General features: G+C 63.4%; 20 protein-coding genes. 3 read left to right on the forward strand and 17 right to left on the reverse strand.

The features are described from left to right. Positions 1-13: 13 nt before the first annotated feature. Positions 14-877, reverse strand: a complete 864-nt coding sequence (locus tag ACO06O_RS02930) for an NAD(P)-dependent oxidoreductase (protein WP_421876102.1) — start codon at positions 875-877, stop codon at positions 14-16. Then, positions 874-1,410: a DinB family protein gene (locus ACO06O_RS02935; protein ID WP_421876104.1), complete on the reverse strand. Its 537-nt coding sequence runs from the start codon at positions 1,408-1,410 to the stop codon at positions 874-876. Before ACO06O_RS02935 ends, ACO06O_RS02930 begins: the two co-directional genes overlap by 4 nt. A 78-nt stretch (positions 1,411-1,488) precedes the next feature. Here ACO06O_RS02935 and ACO06O_RS02940 point away from each other — a divergent pair, with 78 nt between their 5' ends. Both ACO06O_RS02940 and ACO06O_RS02945 read left to right on the forward strand, forming a co-directional pair. Then, positions 1,489-2,832 (forward strand): PLP-dependent aminotransferase family protein, encoded by a 1,344-nt coding sequence (locus ACO06O_RS02940; RefSeq protein WP_421876106.1) that lies wholly within the window; start codon positions 1,489-1,491, stop codon positions 2,830-2,832. 47 nt (positions 2,833-2,879) lie between these two features. Further along, positions 2,880-4,040, forward strand: coding sequence for a dienelactone hydrolase family protein (locus ACO06O_RS02945; protein ID WP_421876108.1), 1,161 nt, complete (start codon positions 2,880-2,882; stop codon positions 4,038-4,040). Here ACO06O_RS02945 and ACO06O_RS02950 read toward each other — a convergent pair. Further along, positions 4,019-5,644, reverse strand: a complete 1,626-nt coding sequence (locus ACO06O_RS02950; RefSeq protein ID WP_421876110.1) for a hypothetical protein — start codon at positions 5,642-5,644, stop codon at positions 4,019-4,021. The two genes, ACO06O_RS02945 and ACO06O_RS02950, sit on opposite strands and share 22 nt — an antisense overlap. A gap of 4 nt (positions 5,645-5,648) precedes the next feature. After that, a complete protein-coding gene (locus tag ACO06O_RS02955; RefSeq protein ID WP_421876112.1) occupies positions 5,649-7,160 on the reverse strand; it encodes a methyltransferase domain-containing protein in 1,512 nt (503 codons plus the stop codon). 113 nt (positions 7,161-7,273) lie between these two features. Here ACO06O_RS02955 and ACO06O_RS02960 point away from each other — a divergent pair, with 113 nt between their 5' ends. After that, positions 7,274-7,441 (forward strand): acyl-CoA dehydrogenase family protein, encoded by a 168-nt coding sequence (locus tag ACO06O_RS02960; RefSeq protein ID WP_421876437.1) that lies wholly within the window; start codon positions 7,274-7,276, stop codon positions 7,439-7,441. 19 nt (positions 7,442-7,460) lie between these two features. Here the strand turns inward: ACO06O_RS02960 and ACO06O_RS02965 are convergent, their stop codons facing one another. From ACO06O_RS02965 to ACO06O_RS03025, 13 genes are all read right to left on the reverse strand, one after another. After that, positions 7,461-7,826: a YciI family protein gene (locus ACO06O_RS02965; RefSeq protein ID WP_421876115.1), complete on the reverse strand. Its 366-nt coding sequence runs from the start codon at positions 7,824-7,826 to the stop codon at positions 7,461-7,463. Positions 7,827-8,076: 250 nt separating this feature from the next. After that, positions 8,077-9,633: an ABC transporter substrate-binding protein gene (locus ACO06O_RS02970; RefSeq protein WP_421876117.1), complete on the reverse strand. Its 1,557-nt coding sequence runs from the start codon at positions 9,631-9,633 to the stop codon at positions 8,077-8,079. Positions 9,634-9,974: 341 nt separating this feature from the next. Next, a complete protein-coding gene (locus ACO06O_RS02975; RefSeq protein ID WP_421876119.1) occupies positions 9,975-11,798 on the reverse strand; it encodes an ABC transporter ATP-binding protein in 1,824 nt (607 codons plus the stop codon). A gap of 3 nt (positions 11,799-11,801) precedes the next feature. Continuing rightward, positions 11,802-12,749, reverse strand: coding sequence for an ABC transporter permease (locus tag ACO06O_RS02980; RefSeq protein ID WP_421876121.1), 948 nt, complete (start codon positions 12,747-12,749; stop codon positions 11,802-11,804). Continuing rightward, on the reverse strand, positions 12,746-13,714 hold the full coding sequence (locus ACO06O_RS02985) for an ABC transporter permease (RefSeq protein WP_421876123.1): 969 nt from the start codon (positions 13,712-13,714) through the stop codon (positions 12,746-12,748). Before ACO06O_RS02985 ends, ACO06O_RS02980 begins: the two co-directional genes overlap by 4 nt. 133 nt (positions 13,715-13,847) lie before the next feature. Continuing rightward, complete coding sequence (locus ACO06O_RS02990; protein ID WP_421876126.1) at positions 13,848-15,476, reverse strand: ABC transporter substrate-binding protein; 1,629 nt, start codon at positions 15,474-15,476, stop codon at positions 13,848-13,850. A gap of 430 nt (positions 15,477-15,906) precedes the next feature. Beyond that, positions 15,907-16,914 carry a GlxA family transcriptional regulator gene (locus tag ACO06O_RS02995; RefSeq protein ID WP_421876128.1) on the reverse strand — a complete coding sequence of 336 codons (1,008 nt, stop codon included), beginning with the start codon at positions 16,912-16,914 and terminating at the stop codon, positions 15,907-15,909. 11 nt (positions 16,915-16,925) lie between these two features. Beyond that, positions 16,926-18,092, reverse strand: a complete 1,167-nt coding sequence (locus ACO06O_RS03000; protein ID WP_421876131.1) for an aminotransferase — start codon at positions 18,090-18,092, stop codon at positions 16,926-16,928. Positions 18,093-18,133: 41 nt separating this feature from the next. Then, entirely contained in the window at positions 18,134-19,390 is a 1,257-nt protein-coding gene (locus ACO06O_RS03005; RefSeq protein WP_421876133.1) for an O-antigen ligase family protein, read from the reverse strand. Beyond that, on the reverse strand, positions 19,387-21,135 hold the full coding sequence (locus ACO06O_RS03010) for an L-aspartate oxidase (protein WP_421876135.1): 1,749 nt from the start codon (positions 21,133-21,135) through the stop codon (positions 19,387-19,389). The genes ACO06O_RS03005 and ACO06O_RS03010 overlap by 4 nt, the downstream gene beginning before the upstream one ends. After that, positions 21,136-21,486 (reverse strand): hypothetical protein, encoded by a 351-nt coding sequence (locus tag ACO06O_RS03015; RefSeq protein WP_421876137.1) that lies wholly within the window; start codon positions 21,484-21,486, stop codon positions 21,136-21,138. Next, on the reverse strand, positions 21,483-21,821 hold the full coding sequence (locus ACO06O_RS03020) for a hypothetical protein (protein ID WP_421876139.1): 339 nt from the start codon (positions 21,819-21,821) through the stop codon (positions 21,483-21,485). The genes ACO06O_RS03015 and ACO06O_RS03020 overlap by 4 nt, the downstream gene beginning before the upstream one ends. Next, positions 21,818-22,534, reverse strand: a complete 717-nt coding sequence (locus ACO06O_RS03025; protein WP_421876141.1) for a succinate dehydrogenase/fumarate reductase iron-sulfur subunit — start codon at positions 22,532-22,534, stop codon at positions 21,818-21,820. Before ACO06O_RS03025 ends, ACO06O_RS03020 begins: the two co-directional genes overlap by 4 nt. Positions 22,535-22,614: the final 80 nt, after the last annotated feature.

Below are 22,614 nucleotides of genomic sequence, written 5' to 3' on the forward strand. Positions count from 1 at the left end.
TCCACTGTGCCGATCAGCGCAATCGGGTCAGCAGGCTGGACGTGTCCCATTTGCCGCCACCGTTCCGTTGAACATCGGCATAGAACTGGTCCACCAACGCGCCGAGCGGCGCGGTGCCGCCCAGCCGGGCGACCTCTTTCAAGGCGATGCCCAGATCCTTGCGCATCCAGTCGACGGCAAAGCCGAAACCGTATTCGCCTGCCGCCATGGTCTTCCAGCGGTTGGACATCTGCCAGGATCCGGCCGCCCCTTCGGCAATCGTCTCCATGACCGCGGCGATGTCGAGTTCGGCGGCCTGGGCCAGTGCCATGCCTTCGGACAGGCCCTGTACCACACCGGCAATGCAAAGCTGGTTGACCATCTTCGCCGTTTGTCCGGCCCCGACATCACCAATGCGGGTCACCTTCCGGGCGAAGGCGTCGAAGACCGGGGCGATCCGGTCGAAGACTTCCTGCTCGCCGCCAACCATGACGGTCAGCTTGCCGTTCTCGGCACCGGCCTGACCGCCGGACACCGGCGCGTCGAGATAGCCGATCCCGCGCGCCGCCAGGATTCCCGCCAGTTCCCGCGCCACATCGGCCGAAGTGGTCGTGCAGTCGACATAGTAGGCGCCCGTCGCCATAGCCCCGAAGGCGCCATCCGGGCCCAGGGTCACGGCGCGCAGGTCGTCGTCATTGCCGACACAGCTGAACACGATATCCGCACCCGCCGCCGCTTCTTCAGGCGTCGCGGCCTGGCTGCCCCCGAACTCGCGGACCCAATCCGCGCCGCGCGCGGCCGTGCGGTTATAGACGCGGACGGTATGTCCCGCCTTCGCCAGATGCCCCGCCATCGGGAAGCCCATCACGCCCAAACCGATCCATCCGATCATGCTCATGTCTCGATCTCCTTGCCGCGGTGTGAGGTTTCGGACCAGGCGTCCCGCAGGAAGACCGTCAGGTCGTTCGACGCCATGCGGGGACGCAGAGGGTGCATCAACGCGCTGATGAAGCCGCGGTGATAGGTGGCGTGGTTCGTCAGATGCAGCAGGATGTCGGCGCGCGACATCGCGCCCCGTCCGCCGCCGACGAACTCGAAATCGATAACCTCCGTCAGGTCGCGGCCATCCCAACGTTCCGCGCAGGCGACGTAATACCCGTCTATCGCCCTCAGCCGCGCCGCGACCTCCGCGAAGGGCAGAACCGCGTCCCGGTGGCGGGCGGCATGGGGATGGGTGCGCCCTTCCAGATGCGCCTGAAAGATTTCGCAGACGACCAGAATATGATCGAAAGTCCCCGAGATTGATCCGAACAGCGCGTCGCGCGATGCCGTCAGTTCCGCATCCGGCAAGGCCTCGGCGTTCTTCAGCATCACATCGTCGGCCCAAGCCATATAAGCGGTCATCCGGCGTACGATATTGGGGTCGGACATAGCTCACCTCCTTGATTTCAGGCATATGAGGCTGCAATATTGATCCGAGCAATCTGTATATTGATCTCGGAGCAATAATTGTCGAAACCCTATGCCCGGATCGCCGACGGCATCGCCCGCCGGATCGCGTCCGGCGACATGCCGGTCGGAACGCGCCTGCCGCCGCAGCGCCGCTTCGCCTATGACCAGGGCATCGCGGTATCGACCGCGAGCCGCGTTTATGAGGAGTTGCGACGGCGGGGGCTCGTTTCCGGCGAGGTCGGGCGGGGCACCTATGTCGCCAACCGCTTCACCCCGCTGGATCCCGCACAGCAGGAACCGCCGGGCCTGGGGGTCGATCTGGAGATCGTCTTCCGGCTGTCGGCCGACGCCAAGAATACGATCGCCCAGTCGACCGCCCGCTTCTTCAAATCCGGATTGCCGGATCGCGCGACCCTGCCGCCTTCCGTCCATGCAGACCCGGAGACGGCGGCGGCGCTGGCCCGCCTGACATCGGTCGATGGTTTTCAGGTCACAGCCGACAATCTGCTTCTGGCAGGCAGCGGCAAGGAAGCCATCGCGGCCGCCTTTTCGGCCCTGGCCCCGCGCGGCGGCCGCATCGCCGTCGAGGCGCTGACCTATCCTTTCGCCATCGCGGCGGCACGCCTGCTGGGGATTGAGCTGGTGCCGGTCCCAGTGGATGCGGAAGGGATCGATCCGGCGGCCTTGGACCGACTAGCGCGGGAGGGGCTGCAGGGTGTCTATCTGCAGCCGACCCATCAAAGCCCGCTGGTCCTGACGCAATCGACGGCTAGGCGGCAAGACATTGCGGCGATCCTGATTCGGCACGACCTGGCCGGGATCGAGGATCGGGTCTATGGCTTCCTGAGGCCCGCCCCGCCGGTCGCAGCCTTCGTGCCGGATCATGTCATTCAGATCGACAGCCTGTCCAAACGCCTGATGCCCGGTCTGGCGCTGGGTATGATCGTTGCGCCGACGCGGTTTCAGGAGGCGCTGGCCCGGTCGCTGCGTGCGGGGGGATGGATGGCGCCCTCTCTAGCGGTCGCCCTGGCCCGGCATTGGCTGCAGGAAGACGTGCCGATGACGGTCGAGGCATCAAAACGCCGGGATGCGGCGGCCATGTACGATCTGGCCCGGACCGCCTTCGCGGAGCTGGACTTCCGGGGCGCGCCCGATGCGCTTCATGGATGGCTGACCCTGCCCGGCGCCTGGCGAGGCGAAAGCTTCGCCGCCGCCTGCGCCGGTCTGGGCATTGCCGTCGCACCCGGGCACAGCTTCGCGGTGACACCGGGCAACGCGCCGCCGGGCGTGCGGATCGCCTTTTCCGCCGCCGATCTCGGCACCTGGAAGCTCGCCCTGACCGAGGTTGCGTCCCTGGCACGGAAGGGCCCGCACCAAAGCACTGAGCCGCGCATCGATTAGCGAAGCATGCTATGCCGTCAATCGATCACCCCGTTTGAGGATTCCCCATGCCGCGCTTGCCCTTCGCCGTTTACCGCCATGCCTTGAAGGTCAAGATCGCGCGGCGTCTGGGGCGCGGAACCGATCCCTATCTGCCCTTGCCGGAGGGCACGCTGCTCAGCCCGTCACTCGGCATCGCCGCCGCCTATGACGGCGCGCCCCGGCGTCTGGGATTTCCGGCGCGCGGCACCCTGTCGCCCGAGGCCTGGCAGGCACAAGCCAGGGCCAAGCTTGCCGAACTGACCGGCTATGCGGCGACGCGCCCCATTCCCGAGGTAACGATCCAGAAGGGCGAGGTCGCGGTCGGCAACGGGATCGTGCGACGCAGCGTTTACCTGAGAATCCGGCCGGATACCGACCTGCCGGTCCATCTGGTCTATCGACCGGGTCTAACGCAGCCCGCCCTGGTCTTCCTGCATCTGGCGGGATCGACATCGGGCGTGCATCTCGGCTGGGGCGAAGCGAAAGTGCCGATCGATCACCAGCGCATCGCCATCGGCGCGGATATGGCCCGCCAGGCGGCACAACGCGGCTATCTGGCGGTCTGTATCGAACAGATCGGCTATGGAGAGCGGGGCGAACGGCATCTGGCGAAACCGTCGCCGAACCGCACGATCGATGCGGCGAACCATCTGCTGCTTCTGGGACGAACGCTGATGGGGGACGGCGCGGGCGATGTGTCCGCCGCGCTGGATTGGCTGCTATCGGGGAATGGGCCGCTGACGGCAGATCCGGACAGGATCTTTCTGTTCGGCCATTCGGCAGGCGGGACCCTGGCGCAATACGCCGCCGCACTGGACGTCCGGATCAAGGGCGTTCTGGCCAGCGGCTCCGTCGGTCCGGTGCGGCAGACCATCGGTGCGCGCGGGGCCGGCGGCGGCGATGGGATCGTGCCCGGATTGCTGAACTGGTTCGACACACCGGACCTGATCGCCCTGGTCGCACCGCGCGTCTTTGTCGGGCTCAGCGGCGACGGGGACCATATCTTCCCGGCGGCCGGGGTTGAGGCCGTGGTCGATAAGGCCCGCCCCTACTTCGCGCTATGCGGCGCGGCGGATAGGGTGCAAGCCATCTCCGTAGACGGCCCGCACCAGTATCACGCGGCGGCCAGCTGGGATGCCTGGACCCGCTGGATCGACCCGCCCGATCAGTCGCCGCAGACGAGCTGAATTGTCTGGGCGGGATAACCGGCCTCATCCTCGACATAGAGGCTATGCAGTTCGGAATCGCCGGTGCATTGCCAATCGACTTTGAAGTCCTTGCTGCACCCGCCGGCCGGATCGCCCAGGCGATAGACATCGATCGAATATTCGCACTGCTCTTTCCCCAGGCAGTCCGTTGCGACCGAAGCGGTGGCATTACCGGGCACCGCGCCGCAGCTTGCGCCATAGGTTGCGGCGACGGCATTAATCCCGGTCAAAGCCTCAGCGCTGGCTGTCGCCGCCTCAGGCGCGAAATGACCCAGCAATTCGTGCGGCAGGTAATCGGTGGGGACTTCGATGCCCAGGTCGGACCGCAGAATTCGACCGGCCAGGAAACGCCCAACGATATCCATGCCGTTATCCTTCAGATGCACGACATCGATAAAGTAGTTCCGCCGTTCCGGAATTCCTGCCGGGAGCAGCATCGACGTGTTGTAGTAAGACGCGTTCCGACCGCCCTGGCGCAACTCCTCAACATAGGCTTCAACGCCCAGTGCGCCCATGGCATAGACATAGTACATGACCGGGTTATAGGTCGCCTTGTTGCAGGGCTGATCGGCGATCGGGGCGATGGATTCGTCATACCGCTTAATCAGCGATTCACGCCGGGTCAGGTACAGGCTGGTACCCGCCTGATGGTAGTAATCGCTCCACAGGTTGTTGACCTGCTGGGTCGACGGCTGGGTCGTGAAGATCACATTGGCATCCGCGAAACGGTTGGCGATGGTCCGTTGCGCCTTGACGTAGAACTCCGTCATTCGGGGCGCGTCGCCGACCTTGGCGTCCGGATTGATCACCCCGCGATAGCTCGCCTCGGTATTGTTCTCGTCGTAGGCTTGGTTCTTCTCGATATAGCTCTCGCCCGAAATTTTCCGAACGGCGTGGCTGTGCTTCAGCAACTCGTTGAAAAACTCCCCGCGATAGAAGGGCGGGTTGGTGCTGTTCAGCAAATAGCCTTCGATGTAGGACTTCATGATCGCGAAATACATCGGATACATGGCGCCCTGGGCATATCCGCAGCCGACGCTGGCGTCGTTGAACCCGTCGAAGACAACGACCCATTCCGGGTCGAAGCTTTCCCCCCAAAGGTCCAGGGCAATGGCCTGCTGATAGGCGATGTAGCTACCCATCCCCAGGTTGACGACCGTGTAATTGTATTCGTCCTGGGCTTCGTTCAGGTAATGCTGCATGCGTCCGGGAATGGTCGTGTCGCCATGGGTCGCGCCGACACCCCAGGCAGCGGAACCGCCTGTAAACAGCACGACCTTCTCTTTCGGTCCCTTCTCATAAGGCTTCGAGAAATCGAATTCTCGATCGTCACGGAAGCCAATGGAATTGGTCGTGACTTCGGCGGGAATGTGTTCACCGGTGAAGGTGTCGGACCAGCCGGTATAGGTCTGCGCAACCGTGGTGAACATCACATAGGGCTGAAAACGCTGCCAAAGCGCGTTCGCCGGGACCTCGAGATCGTCCCGGAAATAGCGATAATACCCCTCAACCGCCGCCAAGGGCAGCAGGACCAACAAGACGTTGACCAGAATGATTGCCAGAACGGATTTAAATTTGCTCATGGTCTCAAGTCTCGCTTCCTGCGGGCTGCACGCGCAATTCCGTAAGTGACGCACGATTCGGCGGTACATCCGTCAAACTGTTGCCGGGCCGGTTTTCGTTCGGCGATCCGACGGCCACGATGCCGATCCGGGTCAGATCCGTATCCGCGTCGACGAGCTCTGCGGGCACACGCGCGGAGATCCGGACGGCATCCTTCGTAGAATCCAAAGTACTACGCAATACGGTCCCATTGCAGGCGATGGCCAGGGCTTCTGCCATGCCCGGCTTCAAATCCAGAATTTCGAAAACCACGTCATAGTCATTGCCCGGCTCCAGCGACAATAACACATCGGAGCGGTCGCGCGGACCGAGGTAGCGCCATTTCTGCCCGAAACTGTTCGACACCCGCGCGCCCCACTCAACGCCAACGAAGTCCTCGCCGGACAAATCGATGGTCGCCGACCGTACCTTGGCAGGCGCGGCCTGCCGATAGGCCTTGGTCAGGATATCCCCCACCTTGTCCAGATAGCGGCTGACCGTGTCATGACGGGCCTCTCCGACCTCCGAATAAAAGATCAACGATTGGATTTCTTCTTCGAACTGCGGGCCCAATTTTGCCGCGACACGCAGGCTGAAATCCTCATCCACCGCATGACGGAAAACCTGTTTGTAGGACGGACCGTGCCGCTCGACATCGTTCCAAAAGGTCTTCGGGCCGAAATACGACGGATAGCGCGATTGCAGGACCGGAGAGAAATCCTCCCCAACGTCGAAATCCCCGACATCGAGCGGAACCCGAAACGGCTCGTCATGGATCTTTGCCAGGGCCACGCAAATCCCGACATCACGGGTTCGGACCTGCCGCGAGACCCATGGCGCCCACATCCGCCGGGAGTAATGGTGCGATTGTGACGCGAAAATCCGGTAATCGTTACTGGGCTCAAGGCCCACCTCGAGGCCACTGTCGACCTCGATGTAATTGTTCGCCTTGGCCAATTGCCAGAACAGTTTCGGGCTGTAGAGGAAGAACCCGTGGGTCAGATAACCGCCCGCGGGCAATTCGTGGATCATCAACCCGCCCGGACGACACAAATCGTGCATCGCCTTGAACGCGTTCAATTGGTTCAGGACATGTTCGGTGGTGCCCAGATTGGTGACCAGATCGTACTGTCCCTTATGGCCATCGGGGATGCTGTCGAAATTGAGATCCAGTTTTACCGTATCGGGGTCGTCGTCCAGGTCGAAGCCGGTGTAGCGCGCCCCGATCGCCTGCCAAATGACGCGGGAGTTCGGCTGCGTCGGCACCTGATGGCGGGTATCGCCATGAACGACATGCCCTTCCTGGGTATCCAGAACCGAAACGTCGAAACGGTCGGATGCCCCGAACTCTCTCAAGAATTCCGGTAGGACGCCGCTGACGATGAGGCGGTGCCCCAATTGCTGGTTGCCGATCTCGGCAACTGCCTCGATCCGATCCAGATTGCCGCTGCGTTTCAGATCCAGCAGCCGTTGGATCAACTCAAACCCGATCCCCATTGCCCCGAACGCGTCCCCCTCACTTCGGACGGGCCCAGGACCCGACACGCCGTCACTTGAAACCCCGCCGTTTATATTGAAGTTGCATAAGTCGGTAAAGCCGCGCGCGGCGGCTGGACGAGGGCTACCGGGTCGCGGAAGAGGCGTCCATGGCCAAACCGGCGGCATCGGAAATCCGCGGCCGGGAGGTCGACCGGATACTGCAGTTTCACGGCGGCAACGGCTATTCCCGCGCGTACGAGACCATCGCCTGGGCGGTGGTGGACGGCGGCCGGGGATAACCGACCGCCAGCCGCCAACCTAAAGTTCGGGGCGCGGTTCGCTGAAATCGACCAGGGGACGAACCTCGATTGCGCCGATCCGCGCCAGCGGATGCTCGCCAATCACGCGGGCGGCCTCATCGACATCCGCAGCCTCGATAATCACGACGCCGCCGAGGATCTCCTTGGTCTCGCTGAACGGTCCGTCGGTGACGACCTGGCGGCCGGCACGTTTGCGCACCGTCTTTGCCCCGTCGGGGAGTTCCAGCGCCTCGCCGGCGACGAAATGGCCCGACCGCGTCAACGTTTCGTCATAACCTTCGCATTCCGCCAATGCCGCGTTCGATTCCGGGTCGCCACCGAAAAGTTGTTTCGGATCATAATAAATCAGGCACGCATACCGCATCGCGATGTTCCTTTCATGATCGGATGATACCCCTAGTCGACGGCGCCGCGACGCATTCGACATTTTGACCGGCGATTTTTTTGCCTCAGGCCACGGCAATGATTTCGATTTCTACCAACCACGCCTCGGTCAGGGTCGTGGCGGAATTTTCGCGTGACCGGCCGGAAGTGCCGCTGCCGCCCGATTGAGGCCGAAACGAAGAACGGGCGGCCCGAAGACCGCCCGTTCCCGTTCAATCCGATCCCAAAGATCAGGCGAAGGACCAACGCTCCATCCAGCGTTCGCCATCCAGGTCCCAGTTGGACCCGAAATCGCCATGCACGACCTTGTCGGCGGTCGCGAAGACGTAGGATGCGAACATCGGAACGATGACGCCGCCGTCATTGTGCAGGATTTCCTGCATCTCGTAATACATGGCGCGGCGGGTATCCTCGTTCAGCTCCGCCCGGGCCTGGACCAGCAACTCGTCGAACCGCGCGTTGGACCAGAAGGTGTCGTTCCAGTCGACGCCGGTCTTGTAGGCGGTCGCGAACATCTGGTCTTCGACCGGACGGCCGCTCCAGTACACGGCGGTGAACGGCTTCTTCATCCAGACATCGGCCCAATAACCGTCATTCGGCTCCCGCACCGGCGTCAGGTCGATACCGCATTCCTTGGCAGAGTTCTGGAACAGCACCGCCGCGTCGACCGCGCCGCCGAAGGCCGCATCGGCCGCCGACAGATCGACCTTCAAGGTTTCGAGGCCCGCTTTCTTCAGGTGGAACTTCGCCTTGTCCGGATCGTATTCGCGCTGCGGAAGATCTTTGTTGAAATAACGCTGGCCCTGACCGATCGGGTGGTCGTTGCCGACTGCGCCATAGCCGAACAGGATCTTGTCGACCATTTCCTGACGGTTGAGGCCGTATTTCAACGCCAGGCGCACATTGACGTCGTCATAGGGCGCCGTCTTGCAGGACATGGCGAAGGTAAAGTGCTGCGTGCCCGCTACCGAGTGAACGTTGATACCGGGCTTGCGTGCCAGAAGGCCGACGGTCTTCAGGTCCAGGCGATCGATCGCATCGACCTCGCCGGAAACCAGCGCCGTGGTACGGGCGTTGAGGTCGACCAGCGCCAGCATTTCGATCGCGTCGAAATAGGCGGCGTCCGGCTTCCAATAGTTGTCCGCGCGGTCGAAATAGGCGGCGACGCCCGGGTTGAATTCCCGCAGCTTATAGGGTCCGCAACCATCGCCCGACTGCCAGTCCAGCTTGCCGTCCTTCACCGGACAGATCGACAGGTGATAGTCGCTCAGCACGAAGGGGAAGTCCGCGTTGCCGCCATCCAGTTTGAACGTCACGGTATGCGGGTCGTCGGCGGTCATTTCCACAACGGAAGCCACGATCGGCTTCGCGGCGGAGGTAGAGGCTTCGCCGCGATGGTGATTGATCGACGCGATCACGTCGTCCGCACCGAAGCTCTTGCCGCTGTGGTAGGTCACGCCCTTACGCAGCTTGAAGGTCCAGGACGTCGCGTCCGCTGACGCTTCCCAGCTTTCGGCCAGGCCCGGCTGCAGCGAGCCGTCGGTGCCGACCTCGGTCAGATAGCCGTGGATGCCGAACAGCAGTGCGATGGTAAAGCCGTTTTCCGAATGTCCCGGATCAAGCGAGTCGGATGTCTGGCCATGGGCCTTCCCCATGCGCATGACCCCGCCCTTTTTCGGCGCGGCCATGGCGGACTTGCCGCCGGCCAGGCTGGCCGCAACACCGGTCGCCGCGCTCGCCTGGAGAAAATGTCGTCTATTGAGCCCCGTTTGGATCAATTTTTTCATGTGCCTGTCTCTCCTGTTGAAAATTTTCTCTGCAGGGAAAACATCCGGCGCGCGGCTTCAACGGGGGATGAAACCGCCCCATTCTTTGGGTTCTTGCAACGCTCTGTCATGCCTCCCTGCGCGGCGAAACCACGCATCGAAGGTTGGCGATCCTTTTGGATCCTGGTGCCAACCCCAACGATGTCCGGCCGGGCACGAAGCCCTATCGCCTCGCACAGTGTAACCGGGCCGGCGCGTCAGGCCAAACGCTGATATGAAAATCTTTCCTGACCGGATCGGGGATTCCGATCCTCGCCTAAAGCAGTATGCGTTCAGGTGGAATCACCTGAACGCATACCGGTCTAGCCGCCCAGTTCGGAGATCTCCCGGTGGCATTCGATGACATGGCCGCTGCCATCCTTGCGGGACGGCGGGTCGACCTTGTCGCAGGTCCCTTCGATTGCCAGGGGACAGCGTTCGAAGAACGGACAGCCGATATCGGTGATCTTGACGCCGCGCGCGATCCCGGCCAGCGCCTCGCGGGTCTGCATGGATTCTTCCAGCCAACCGACGCGCATTTCAGGCACCGAGGAAATCAGCAGTCGCGTATAGGGGTGATAGGGCGGCGACAGGACCTGATCGGTCGGCCCCTTCTCCGCCACACGCCCGGCATAGAGCACGACGATCTCGTCCGCGAAGGAGGCCACGGTCGACAGATCGTGACTGATGAAGACGAAGGACACGCCGGTTTCGCGCCGCAGACGTTTCAGCAGTTCGATCACATTCGCGCCGACAATGCTGTCCAGGGCCGAGGTCACCTCGTCGCACAGCATCACTTCCGGTTCCGCCGCCAGCGCCCGGGCCAGGTTCACGCGTTGCTTCTGGCCGCCCGACAATTCATGGGGCAGGCGCTGCGCGAATTCCGGGCGCAGATCGACCAGGGTCAGCAATTCGGCCACCCGCTCGCGCTTCTTTTTGCCGCGCAGGCCGTGATAGAATTCCAGCGGCCGACCCAGAATGTCGCCGATACGCTGACGCGGGTTCAGGGCCGTGTCCGCCATCTGATAAACGAACTGGACCTTTCGCAGATTGTCGCGTGACCGGCTGCGATAGCTCGCCCGCATCGACTGGCCGTCCAACAGCACATCGCCCTCGGCCGCCGGCAACAGGCCGGACATGACCCGGGCCAAGGTCGACTTGCCGCAACCCGATTCCCCGATAATCCCGACACTGCTGCCGCGTTCGATCGACAGGTTGATGTCGCGCAGGATGGTCACCAACGGCCCGCCGCGCGGCCCTTTGCCATAGCCTGCGGTAACGTCCCGTACTTCCAGGGCCGGAACCTCGCGGCCGTGATCGCCGGTATCCTCGTCGCCCTGTCCGGCAGCCGGGCTGGGTCGGACCGCTGCCATCAGCCGCTTGGTATACGGGTGTTTCGGATTGTTGATGATTGTGTCGGTCGGCCCCTTCTCCTGGATCTCGCCGTGATAGAGCACCACGATGTAATCCGCGATCTGGGCCACGACCGCCAGATCGTGGGTCACATAGATCGCCGCCGCGCCTTCTTCCTTGATGACCTTCTTGAAGGCCTTCAGCACTTCGATCTGGGTCGTCACGTCCAGGGCCGTGGTCGGCTCGTCCAGGACCAGAAGGTCCGGATCGCCGCACAGCGCCATGGCCGCCATCAGCCGCTGCAACTGTCCGCCGGACACCTGGTGCGGATAGCGGTCGCCGATCGTATCGGGATTCGGCAGTTCCAGCGCGCGATATAGCGCCAGAGCCTTCTTGTTCGCCTCTTCCTGGGTCTTGGTGCCGTGCAGGACCGGCGCCTCGGTCACCTGTTCGTTGATCTTGATCGACGGGTTGAAGGTCGCCGCCGCGCTTTGCGCCAGATAGGCGACACGCTCGCCGCGATAGGGCCGAAGCTCCTCGGTCGTCATACCGGTGACGTCCTGGCCCAGCAACCGCGCCGCGCCGCCCGCGAATTTCAGCCCAGGCTTGCAATAACCCAGCGCCGACAGCGAGATCGTGGTCTTGCCCGACCCGGATTCCCCGATCAGGGCCACGACCTCACCGCGCTTCACCTGAAAATCGACACCCTTCACGATGGGCAGTTCGCTGCCGTCGTCGCGGATGGCGTGGATACGCAGGTCGTCGACTTCGAATACGATATCCTCGTCGCTCATGGTTCACATCGCCTTCGTAAGCTTGCCGCCGGCATGGGCGGAGATGTCGTCGACGATCAGATTGATGCCGACCGTCAGCGTCGCGATGGCCAGGGCCGGCGCGACGACGGGGAGCAGGGACGCGCCGTAGGTCTGGAAGGCGCCCAGATTCTCGCGAACCATCAGGCCCCAATCCGCTTGCGGCGGTTGCACCCCCATGCCGAGGAAGCTGAGACTGGAAATGAACAGGATGACGTAGATCAGCCGCAGACCGAAATCCGAGATCAGCGGCATCGCGGCGTTGGGCCAGATTTCCTTGGTGACGATCCACCAGATGCCCTCACCTCGCACCTTGGCGGCTTCGACATAGTCCATGACCATGATTTCCATGCCGATGGCGCGGGCCAGACGATAGACGATGGTCATATAGATCAGCCCCGCCGTCACGATCAGGACGGGAATGGACGAGCCGACGGCGGTCACGACGACCAGCCCAAGCATGATTGTGGGTAGACTGATGAAGGCATCGTTGATCCGGCTGACGATCATGTCGACCCATGGCCCCGCCACCGCTGCGCCGATTCCCAGGACGACGCCCAGGAAATAGGCCAGTACGGTTCCGGCAAAGGCGATCCCGATGGTCCGCCCGGCGCCGTACATGATGCGCGACATCACATCGCGATCTTCGACATCGGTGCCCAGGAAGGCCCCTTCCTTGGGTGACTGATACTCGCTGTAATCGTCCGGGAAGGGCAGGTCGTTCTCATGATACGGGGCCAAGAAGGGGCCGAATATGCCGATGAAGACCCAGAAGCTGACGATAATCGCGCCGATCCAACCCGATACGGACAGTTTGAACCGGGCCGACGGGGCGGCGTCCTGGAGTTCCTCGAAAGCGATCTCCTCGCTTTCGAACGGCCGGACATAGTGCTCACCGTGCCCGGCTTTTTTGTCGGTCGTGAAATCGCTCATTTCGGGTGCCTCAGGCGCGGGTTGGAAACAATCGACGCGATGTCGGCAATCAGCATCAGGATCACGTAGGTGGCGCAGAACAGCATTCCGATGCTTTGCACCAGGATGAAATCGCGTTGCTGCACGCCCTGGACCATGAAGGTGGCCAGGCCGTTATAGGCGAAATACACCTCGATCACGACGACGCCGGAAACCAGATAGGCCAGGTTCAGAGCGATCACGTTGACGATGGGGCCGATGGCGTTCAGCAGCGCGTGGCGCAGAATGATGCGTTTGCGCGGCACCCCTTTCAGGATCGCCATTTCGATATAGGGGGAACTCATCACATTCAGCACCGCCGCGCGGGTCATTCGGATGACCTGAGAGGCGATGACGAAACATAAGGTCGCGATGGGCAGGGCGTAATGGCCGATCAATTCGAACACACCCATATCCTGCGTGTTGCCGATCACGACGACATTCGCCAATTGGAACCCGAACAGCGCATCCCAGGCGAAGACGAAGATCAGCACCATCAAGGTGGCCGTGAAGAAATCCGGCACTGCGACCAGCGACACCGACACGAAGGTCAGGATGCGGTCGTAAAGGGTACTGGGGAACATCGCGGCCATGATGCCCAGAAACAGGGAAAGCGGGATGCCGATGGCGGCGGTCAGCACGCTGACGGTCACCGTCGACTGATAGCGGTCGCCGATCGATTCCGAGATCGACCGATCGCCGGCCAGGGACTTGCCCAGATCGCCCTGCAGGAAATTCGTCGCCCAGTTCATGTATTGAACCGCCAGCGGTTTATCGAGGCCCAACTCGGCGCGCAGCGCCGCCTTGTTTGCCTCCGTCGCCGACTGGCCGAGCCGGATTTCCGCGGCATCGCCAGGCAACCATTGCGTACAGATGAAGATGATTAACGACACGGCAAAGACCGTGACCACGCCAATCAACAAGCGTTGAACGATGAGCGACAGCATCGGCTCCCCCTTGGTCCGCCCCAGGATAACCGTCAGGTAAAGGGCACAATCGCCGCCAGAAACTTGAGAATGCTTCTTGTTTTATCCGCGGCTTGCGGGCCGCCCTCCCAAGGCGGCCCGCTGGCGACAGGCTTTACGCGTCGTCGCGCCACAGATACTGCGGGCACTCCGCCCCGCCGAACGCGTTCAGCGGCACGTAGGTGAGGCCCTTCACATGGGTCCGGACCGCGTCGACATAGTTGCGGTAGACCGGCGTAATCGACCCGCCATCTTCATAGATCAGGGTCTGCAGATCGCAATACATCTGCTTACGCTTGACCGGATCGATCACCGACCGGACATCGACCAGCAGCTTGTCGAACTGCTCGCTCTTCCAATAGGTCTCGTTCCAGGTTGCCGTGCTGGCATAGGCCAGCGTCAGCATGATATTGGCCGTCGGACGCATGTTCCACGACACCGCGCAGATCGCTTCCTTCAGCCACACCGCGCTCCAGTAGCCGTCGGTCGTAACCTTCTTCAGGTCGATATTCAGGCCGATTTTGCTGGCTTCGCGCTGCAGGTACGTGCCCATCTCAACGCAGCCCGGCGCCACTTCGGACGTAATGACCGGAACCGGTGTATTGCCGATGCCGGATTTGTCGAAGTGGAACTTGGCCTGGTCCGGATCCATCGGCCGCTGCGGGATGTCGGCGCAGTGGTCGAAATAGGCCGGCCCGATCGGATGATCGTTCCCAAGCGACGCCTGCCCCTTAAAGACGCCCTTCACCAGGCGTTCGCGATCCATCAGCAGCTGCATGGCCCGAACGAGGTCCCGGTTGCCGGACAGTTCCATGTCCTGACGGCAGGCAAAGGTGATGTAAGCCGAAGACGGGTTCGACCAGACTTCCGTACCGGAATCCTGTTCGATCTGTTCGATCGATTTCGGCGGCAGGTTCGCCATGATGTCGATATCGCCGGCCAACAGAGCGCTGACGCGGGCGACCGAGTCGCCGATCCCCAACGATTCAATCTCGTCGAGATACGGACCGTCGTCTTCGTGATAGTTCTCGTTGCGCTGCACGACACAGCGGACGCCGGGCTTGAATTCCGCGACCTTGAAAGGCCCGGTCCCCGGAGGCGCCGAGAAATCGGTTTGACCGTCTTGCACGATCTTGGACTGGAACATGCCCAAAATGCCGGGAAGGTCGGCATTCGGCGTCTTGAGGACGGCCTTGACCTCATAGTCGTTGACCTTCTGCCAGCTTTCCACGCTTTCGTAGAGCGAGTTCATGACAGATTTGGAGTCTTCGCCCAAATGGCGGTTCATCGTGTAGACGACGTCGTCCGCGGTGAAGGTCTTGCCGTTGTGCCACTCGACGCCCTTCTTCAGCTTGAACGTCCATTCGGTGGCGTCGCTGTTCGGCAGTACCTCTTCTGCCAGCTCGGGGGAGAAGGACAAATCTTTGTTGAGACGGACCAGGCCGTTATAGACCATACGGCTGCGGATATAGTCGATCGACGCCGTCATTGCCGACGGGTCCAGCGTATCCGCCGGGCCGTGCTGGTCGCTGGAGATCACCATGCGGCCACCCTTTTTCGGGGTGTTGGCCCAGGCCTCCTTGGCTCCGCCGAAGACGGAACCCGCCGCCGCCGCCGTCGCGCCGGCCGCCATCATCCAGGCCATGACCTCACGGCGGGTCGCGCCCTTTTTGACCATTTCGACGACGGTCGCGCGATCCCGGTCGCTCAAGCCCTCGAAATTCGGTTCGTTCAGTTTACGCATCGAAGTTACGCCTCCTTGTTCGAATTGGCCCCCTGCGGGCCGTCTGAAGCCTGTTTCGGCTATTCTTTAAACGCGTCGTCACACTTTCCCATTCGCCGGCGACACCGGATGTCCGGTCCGCTTCGTTTCTACCTCTAAGCCAATCAACCTATTCGGAATTGCCTGTGAACCGATGACACGAAAGACGGCCCCGCGCCGGACGGCACGCTGTGCATGGACAGCTGTCGGTACGCGCTGGTTCTCCGTCTCCCCGTTGCTTTCCGGGGTCGTAGCGCCCCGTGATAAGCCCATCGGAAAACCGCATGGAAATCCAGTCATGCGATACATCGTCTCCCAAGCGACTTCGTTAAGCTTGGAAGAAATCAGGGGCGTCGTATGCCGTAAAACCCGCAAAAATTATACACTAACCCGCACAATGCGACATTGCAGGCTATCGCGCCGCTTTTGACCGATCCAACATCCGTTGCCGATACTGGCGCGGGGAAACCCCGAACTGGGTGCGATAGGCACGTGCGAAACTGGAACTATCCGAAAAGCCGCAGGCGACCGCGATCTCGCTGATCCTCAATCCCGATCCTTCCAGCAGATCGCGGGCACGGCGGAACCGCAGGCTGCGGTAATAATGCATTGTCGTCTGCCCGACAGCGCGTTTGAAGGCGCGCTCCAGCGTGTCGACGGAGACGCCGACGCGGTCGGCCAGGTCTTCGGCGGACAGGGGTTCTTCGACATTCTTTTCCATGTCGACGATGGTCTGAAGCACGCGCCCGTCCCGCACCCCCGTCCGCAATCTGATGGACAGAAGTTCCGGCTGATCGGCGGTGCGGATGCGGCTGTGCAGGAACCATTCCGACACAGCCAACGCCAGATCCGGCCCGTAATCCGTTTCAATGATGGCCAGCATCATATCCAAAGTGCTGACCCCGCCCGCCGCGCTAAACCGGTCACGGTCGATGACGAACAGATCGCGGCTGCATTCGATATGCGGAAACGCTTCCCGGAAGGAGGATTGCACCCGCCAATGCAGGGTGCAGCGATAGCCGTCCAGCAATCCCGCACGCGCCAGAAAGAAAGCCCCGTCCGACACCGCCCCGATGGCCGCGCCGCGCCGCAATTCGCGCCGGATCCAACTATAGGCGGATTGGGAATTGTACTCATGGGCATCGACACCGGACACGACCACCAGACGGTCGACCGACGGCGCGTCCTCCGCGACGCTGTCGACGACGATGCCCAGGCCGCTGGAGGATTTCGGGATCCGGCCGAAGGGCGACACCGTGATCCATTCGTAAAGCGGCAGGCCCGTAACCGTGTTGGCGGCGCGCAACGGCTCGATCAGCGACGAATAGGCCAGCATCGGAAAATTCGGCAGCACCAGAATGCCCCAGCGCCGGGTGCGCGGGTTCTCGATATGCACATCGGGCATCTCGACATTGCGCATGGACCGCTCCGCTAGAGGTGTAGGCGCGCACCCAGGGCCGCAATCCCGGCCTCGTCAACATTGGCGAAGGCGGCGCGCAGGAAGCGCTCCTGTCCCTCACCGAAGATCGGCCCGGGCAGGACAAAGATGGATTTTTCGCGGACCAGGGCCCGTGCCACCTCCGCCGCGCCCTTATCCGCATGGGGATGTTCCAGATAGGCGAAAAACGCCCCGCGCGAGATCAGGCGATACCCGCCCGGATCGTCGGCGAAGGCGGCATCCAGCGCCACGACACGGGCCGACATCTCGTCGCGCCTGGCACGTTTCCACTGGTCCAACCGGTCCAGACCGTAGAGTGCCGCCAACTGACCGATATGGCTGGGACAGATCGTGACCGTGTCGGCAATCTTGCCGATCGCGCCCATGATGGTCGGCCCCGCCGTCAGCGCGCCGACGCGATAGCCGGTCAGGCTGTAGACTTTCGAGAAGCTGTAGAGATGAACGAAACCCTCGCGCCAGTCCGGCAACTGGAACAGGCGATGCGGCGGCGCGCCATCGTCCAGGAAATCGCGGTAAGTCTCGTCGACCAGCAGGGCAATGCCATGGCGCAGTGCCAGTTCGTGGAACGCGTCGAGCAGATCGGGAGAATAGATCGTGCCTGTCGGATTGTTCGGCGTCACCAGCAGGATGGCACGGGTCTTCGCGCCGATCAGCCGTTCCGCGTCCTGCGGGTCGGGCAGCATCCCGGACGGGCCCGGTCGGCAGGGCAGCGGCACCGTCCGGATCCCCTGCATCCGGCACCACATCTCGTGATTGAAGTAGCAGGGCTGCGGCACGATGATCTCGTCGCCCGGCCCGGCCAGAGCCAGCACAGCCATACAGAAGGCGTGGTTTCCACCCGCCGTGATCGCGACATCCGCGCTGTCGACCGCCGCACCGTAATCGCGCGACAAGGTCTGCGCCAACCGGTCGCGCAGGGGCTGGATCCCCAGGATCGGCGTATAGAAGGCGGTCTCCGGGTTCAGCGCCGCCTGGGCCATCGCCTGCATCAGCGATTCATCGGGCGGATAGCTGGGCACCGCCTGCGCCAAGTTCAGAAGCGGCCGCTCCGGTGTCGGCCGCGCCTCGCTGAGCCATGCCATCGCTTCCGGGATCGGCGGTTCCGCCGTCGCGGCGATGTTGGGATTTATCTGAACCATTCCGCCCTCTTGTCGCGTCGCATTCGGCGCAGAGTGGCGCGTCACGAAGTCCCCCGCAAGCGCGCCGACGCGGCCAAGGCACAGCGCCCCAAAAGGACGGTCAGGATCAGCACAGACATCCACCAGGATTGCCATGCGCCATAGCTGACACAGGCGATGGCCAGATAGGTGGCCATCATGCCGAATGCCATGGCCCGCCCCCGGGCCGATTGCAGCCGCACGACCCCCGCCACCCCGGCCGCCAGCAGGATCAACGCCGCCGCCGCGCCCGGCAGCCCCAGTTCCAATCGGACTTGAAGCGCCATGTTATGCGGGTGCAACGGCATGTTCTGACCCCGGCTCCAAACCTTCGGCGTCAGATCGTCAACCGCGAAACGGGCCAAGCGGGACGGCGTCTCCGCGATGCCTTTCGACCCGTCCGGCATTGCCCGTGCCGAATCCAGCCCCCAGCCCAGAACCGGCTTTTCGGCGATCCGGGCGGCGGCAAAATCGGCGATCAACACCCGATGCTGCAAACTGGTCGACGCGCGGGTCGCATCCAGGAGTGGCTTCAGGTCGCCGTTGTGGAGCAGAGACGGCGCGGCGAACATCAGGAACCCAACCGTCAACAGAACCAACCCACCGACTAGCCTTGGCGTCCAATAGGCAAGCCCCGCCGCGCTTGCACCGGCGGCGATCGCCAAAAGCGCCGTTTCATGACCGGAGATCGCAACCCCGGCGGCGGTGACGCCTGCGGGCGCCCAGATCGCCAGCCCGGCGTTCCGGCCGCGCGCCGACAGCGCCAGCAGGGCGAGCGGGAAGAAGACCAGGGCCAGGAATACCGCGGGCGCCTTGTGCAGGTTTGCGCGGATGAAGACGGCCTCCAGCTCCCCCGCGTCGGCGGGCACGAACAGATCGGCCAAGGCACCGACCAGGCTGTTCTCGGCCAAGGCCAAGGCGACCGCCGTCGCACCCAGCGCGAGGCCGATCAGAACCGTCACCGCGCCACGTCCCGACAGTGGCAGACAGAGCGCGATACCGCCCGCCAGGGCGAACAGGGTGATTTTGCCTGCCCGTTCCGCCAGTTCCAGCGGCCCGGCAAGGCCCCAGAAGGACGCGGCCCAGACCGTGCCCACGAACAAGGCCAGGGCGATCAGAACCGGGGCCGCCTCCGACGCTTTTGCCAACGCCCGTCGCCGCAGCAACAGGACCGGAATCAAGACGCCCGCCAGCGCCGCCGGCGTTGCGAAATTCGGCTCCGCCGCGACGGCGATCAATCCGGCGGCGACGAAAAGGACGACCAGGGCGGCGGGTATCACGGCGCGGTGCCCCCCAAATCTTCATCCTCGATCAGGCTTTCCCCCGGCCGGACCCTTGTGAAGGCGACGAGCACCCGTTCCAGACTGGGCGCCGCCCCGTCCGGCGTGCGGATACGGGTATAGGCGGAAGCCAGAAGGTCGCCCGTTTCCGGATAGTCTTCCCGGAAATGGGCGCCCCGGCTGTCATCCCGGTCCAGGGCAGCCGTGGCAATCACAGTCGAGACGGCCAGCAAACTGTCCAGGTTCAGCCAGTCCTGCCAGGTCAGATTGAAAGCGCGATCGCCATCGGCCAGACCGGCCTCGGACAGCGCGCCAGACAGATCGGCGATCCGTGACAGCCCACGGCGCAGGCCGTCGGCGGTGCGCATGACACCGACATCGTCCCACATGCATTCCGCCAGAGCGTCGCGCAAATCGGCCAATCCAGCACCACGCGGCAAGCCGAAAGGCCGTTCTGCCCGCGCGATGGCGGCGTCGATGGCGGCCGGATCGGGATCCGCCGGCGATTTCCGCCGTGCCGCATACCGCGCCATGCTTTCGCCCGCGATACCGCCGAACACGGTTGAATTGGCGACGCCATTGCCGCCCAGCCGGTTCGCGCCATGGACCCCGCCGCAATCCTCCCCGGCGGCATAGAGGCCCGGCAGTTCGGTCGAACCGTCGGGATCGAATTCGACACCGCCCATCATGTAATGAGCCGTCGGCACGACCTCCACCCGGTCGCCCGCCAGATCGAAACCGCAATCGGCACAGCGCTTGACCATGCCGGGAAACTGGGCCGCGACCTTGTCCGGTCCCAGATGTTTCATTTCAATGTAGACGCCGCCCATCGGTCCGGTCCGTCCGGCACGCATTTCGGCATAGATGCCCCGGCTGACCACATCGCGCGTGGCGCGCTCTCCCCGCGCATCGTAATCCGCCATGAACCGACGGCCCGCCCCGTCCAGCAGGTAGCCCCCGGCCCCGCGCAATCCTTCTTCCAGGACGGTGCCGGTCATCCGCGTATCCGGCCCGCCCAGTAGGCCGGTCGGATGGAACTGCACCATTTCCATGTCGCGCAGCGGCAGGCCGAGACGCAGCGCCATGGCCAGCCCGTCGCAGGATTTGTCGCCCGACGGCGTGTGGTACTTGTACATCGTCGGCCCGGCACCGGTGCCCAGCAGCACCGTCTTCGCCCGGACCATCCGATAGGTCCCGGTGCGGATGTCCAATAGCAGCGCCCCGGCAATGCCCGACCCGTCCTTCGCCGGGATCAGGTCGATGGCGCGATGGTCCTCCAACCGCCGGACAGGCCGGGCCATGACCTGTTCCATCAACCGGTTGATGATTTCGATGCCGGTCAGATCGCCCTTATGGACCGTCCGGTCGAATGTCTGTCCGGCGAAGGCCTTGTGGTGCAGGCTGCCGTCGCGGTTGCGGTCAAAGAAGCAACCGATCTCGTTCTCCAGCTCCTGCACCCGCTCGACCGCGAACAGGCACAGCGCCCAGGCCAGATCCTGACGCGGCAGCCATTTGCCGCCTTCGATCGTATCCATGAAATGGCGTTCGACGGAATCGCCGGGGGCCAGCGCCACATTATAGCCGCCCTGAACCATGCGGGTGCAGCCGCATTTGCCCAGCAATCCTTTGACCGCGATGGTCACGTCCAGGTCGGGATCGGTCTGCAGGGCGTGCAGGGCGGCGAACAGACCGGCCCCACCGGAGCCGAGGATCAGGATATCGGTGTCGACCGTATCGATCCGCATTCAGACCGCCCCCAACATGGCAATGGTCCCAACCGCCATCGCCAGGATCAGCCCCGGCAGGATCCAGCCGCGCCGGTCGGACCCGCGACCGCGCCAGGGCCGCAATTCCAACATCAATAGTCGCAGCCCGAAGATCAGATGGGCGCCGACCAGCACCAGCAGCAGCCATTCCATCGCCTTGACCACGGGATGCGCGGTAAAGGCCAGGACGGAATCCAGCGCCGCCTCCCCCGACAGCACTTCGGCCAGCACGATGAAATGCAGCGGCAGAAATACCGCCAGGCCGATGCCCGAGATGCGATGGCCCAGGAAAGCAAGATAGGCCCGGTCCCGTCTGTGCCGGGCGATCATGGCGCCCCCCAGACGACCGCGAAGACGGCGCGCAATCCGGTGATCAGCAACAGGATTGCGAAGGCCGCCATCACAATATCGACCATGCGGCGCGGCAACGCCCCCCATTCCACGAGAACCGATCTAAGGCCGATTGGCGCATGCACCGCCGCCGCGATCACGAACAGCGCATAGAACGCCGCCCAGCCGACATTGTCCTGAACGCGGCCGAGAATTTCCCCGGCGGTCAGCCCATCGCGGAAGGCGATGGCGATGACCGCGACATGCACGATGACGCACGGCGCCAGAACCATCGCCGTCAAGCGCTGCAGAACGATCAGGCTACGCTCGCTCACAATCGTCCCCCCAGCAGGGAGAACAGCAGGGCACGCTTCAAACCGGCGATGCTTTCCGTCGGGCTCAACCCGACGGGGCAGTGACGCATGCAGGCGCCTTGACTGTGGCAGGACCCGCAGCCCCCGGATTGGGCGGCCTTGTCCAGCGTATCGGACCGGCGGGCATGGCGGCGGTCGTTGACCAGGGTCCAGGCGCGGTTCAGCGCGGCCGGTCCCAGATAGTCCGGGTCCCAGTCGACGACGTCGCAGGCGGCATAGCAGACCGCGCAGTTGATGCATTCGATCGCCGCGTCCGCTGCCTTGCGCGCGCGGCTGCCGGGCTTGACCGGATCGACCGCGTCGTCCCGGGTCTTGCGCCCCTCGAACGTGCCACCCGCCTTCTGCCATTTATCGAAGAACGGCGTCATATCCACCGCCAGATCCTTCAGGCGCGGCAGATTGCGCAGCGGTTCCAGGGTCAGGACGCCCTCCGCCGCGACCTTTGCGACATGGGTCCTGCAGGTCCAGCGCGGCACGCCATTGACGGTCATGGCGCACGATCCGCAGACCCCGACCCGGCAGGCGAAGCGGTAGCTGAGCGTCGGGTCCTGGCGGCGCTGAATATCGGTGACGATGTCGAGGACGGTCTGATTGTCGCGCAATGCGACGTCGAAGGTTTGGAACACGCCCGCGTCCCCGCCCCGCCAGACCCGCACCGGGATGGTATCGGTCACGCTCCCGGCCCCCGGCCGGATTTGGATGGGCGGCTAAGCCCGTGTCGCAATCTCAAACCCTTGCCCCCATTCGCGAATCG

Source organism: Pacificispira sp. (assembly GCF_965228185.1).
Lineage (GTDB): Bacteria > Pseudomonadota > Alphaproteobacteria > UBA8366 > Aestuariispiraceae > Pacificispira.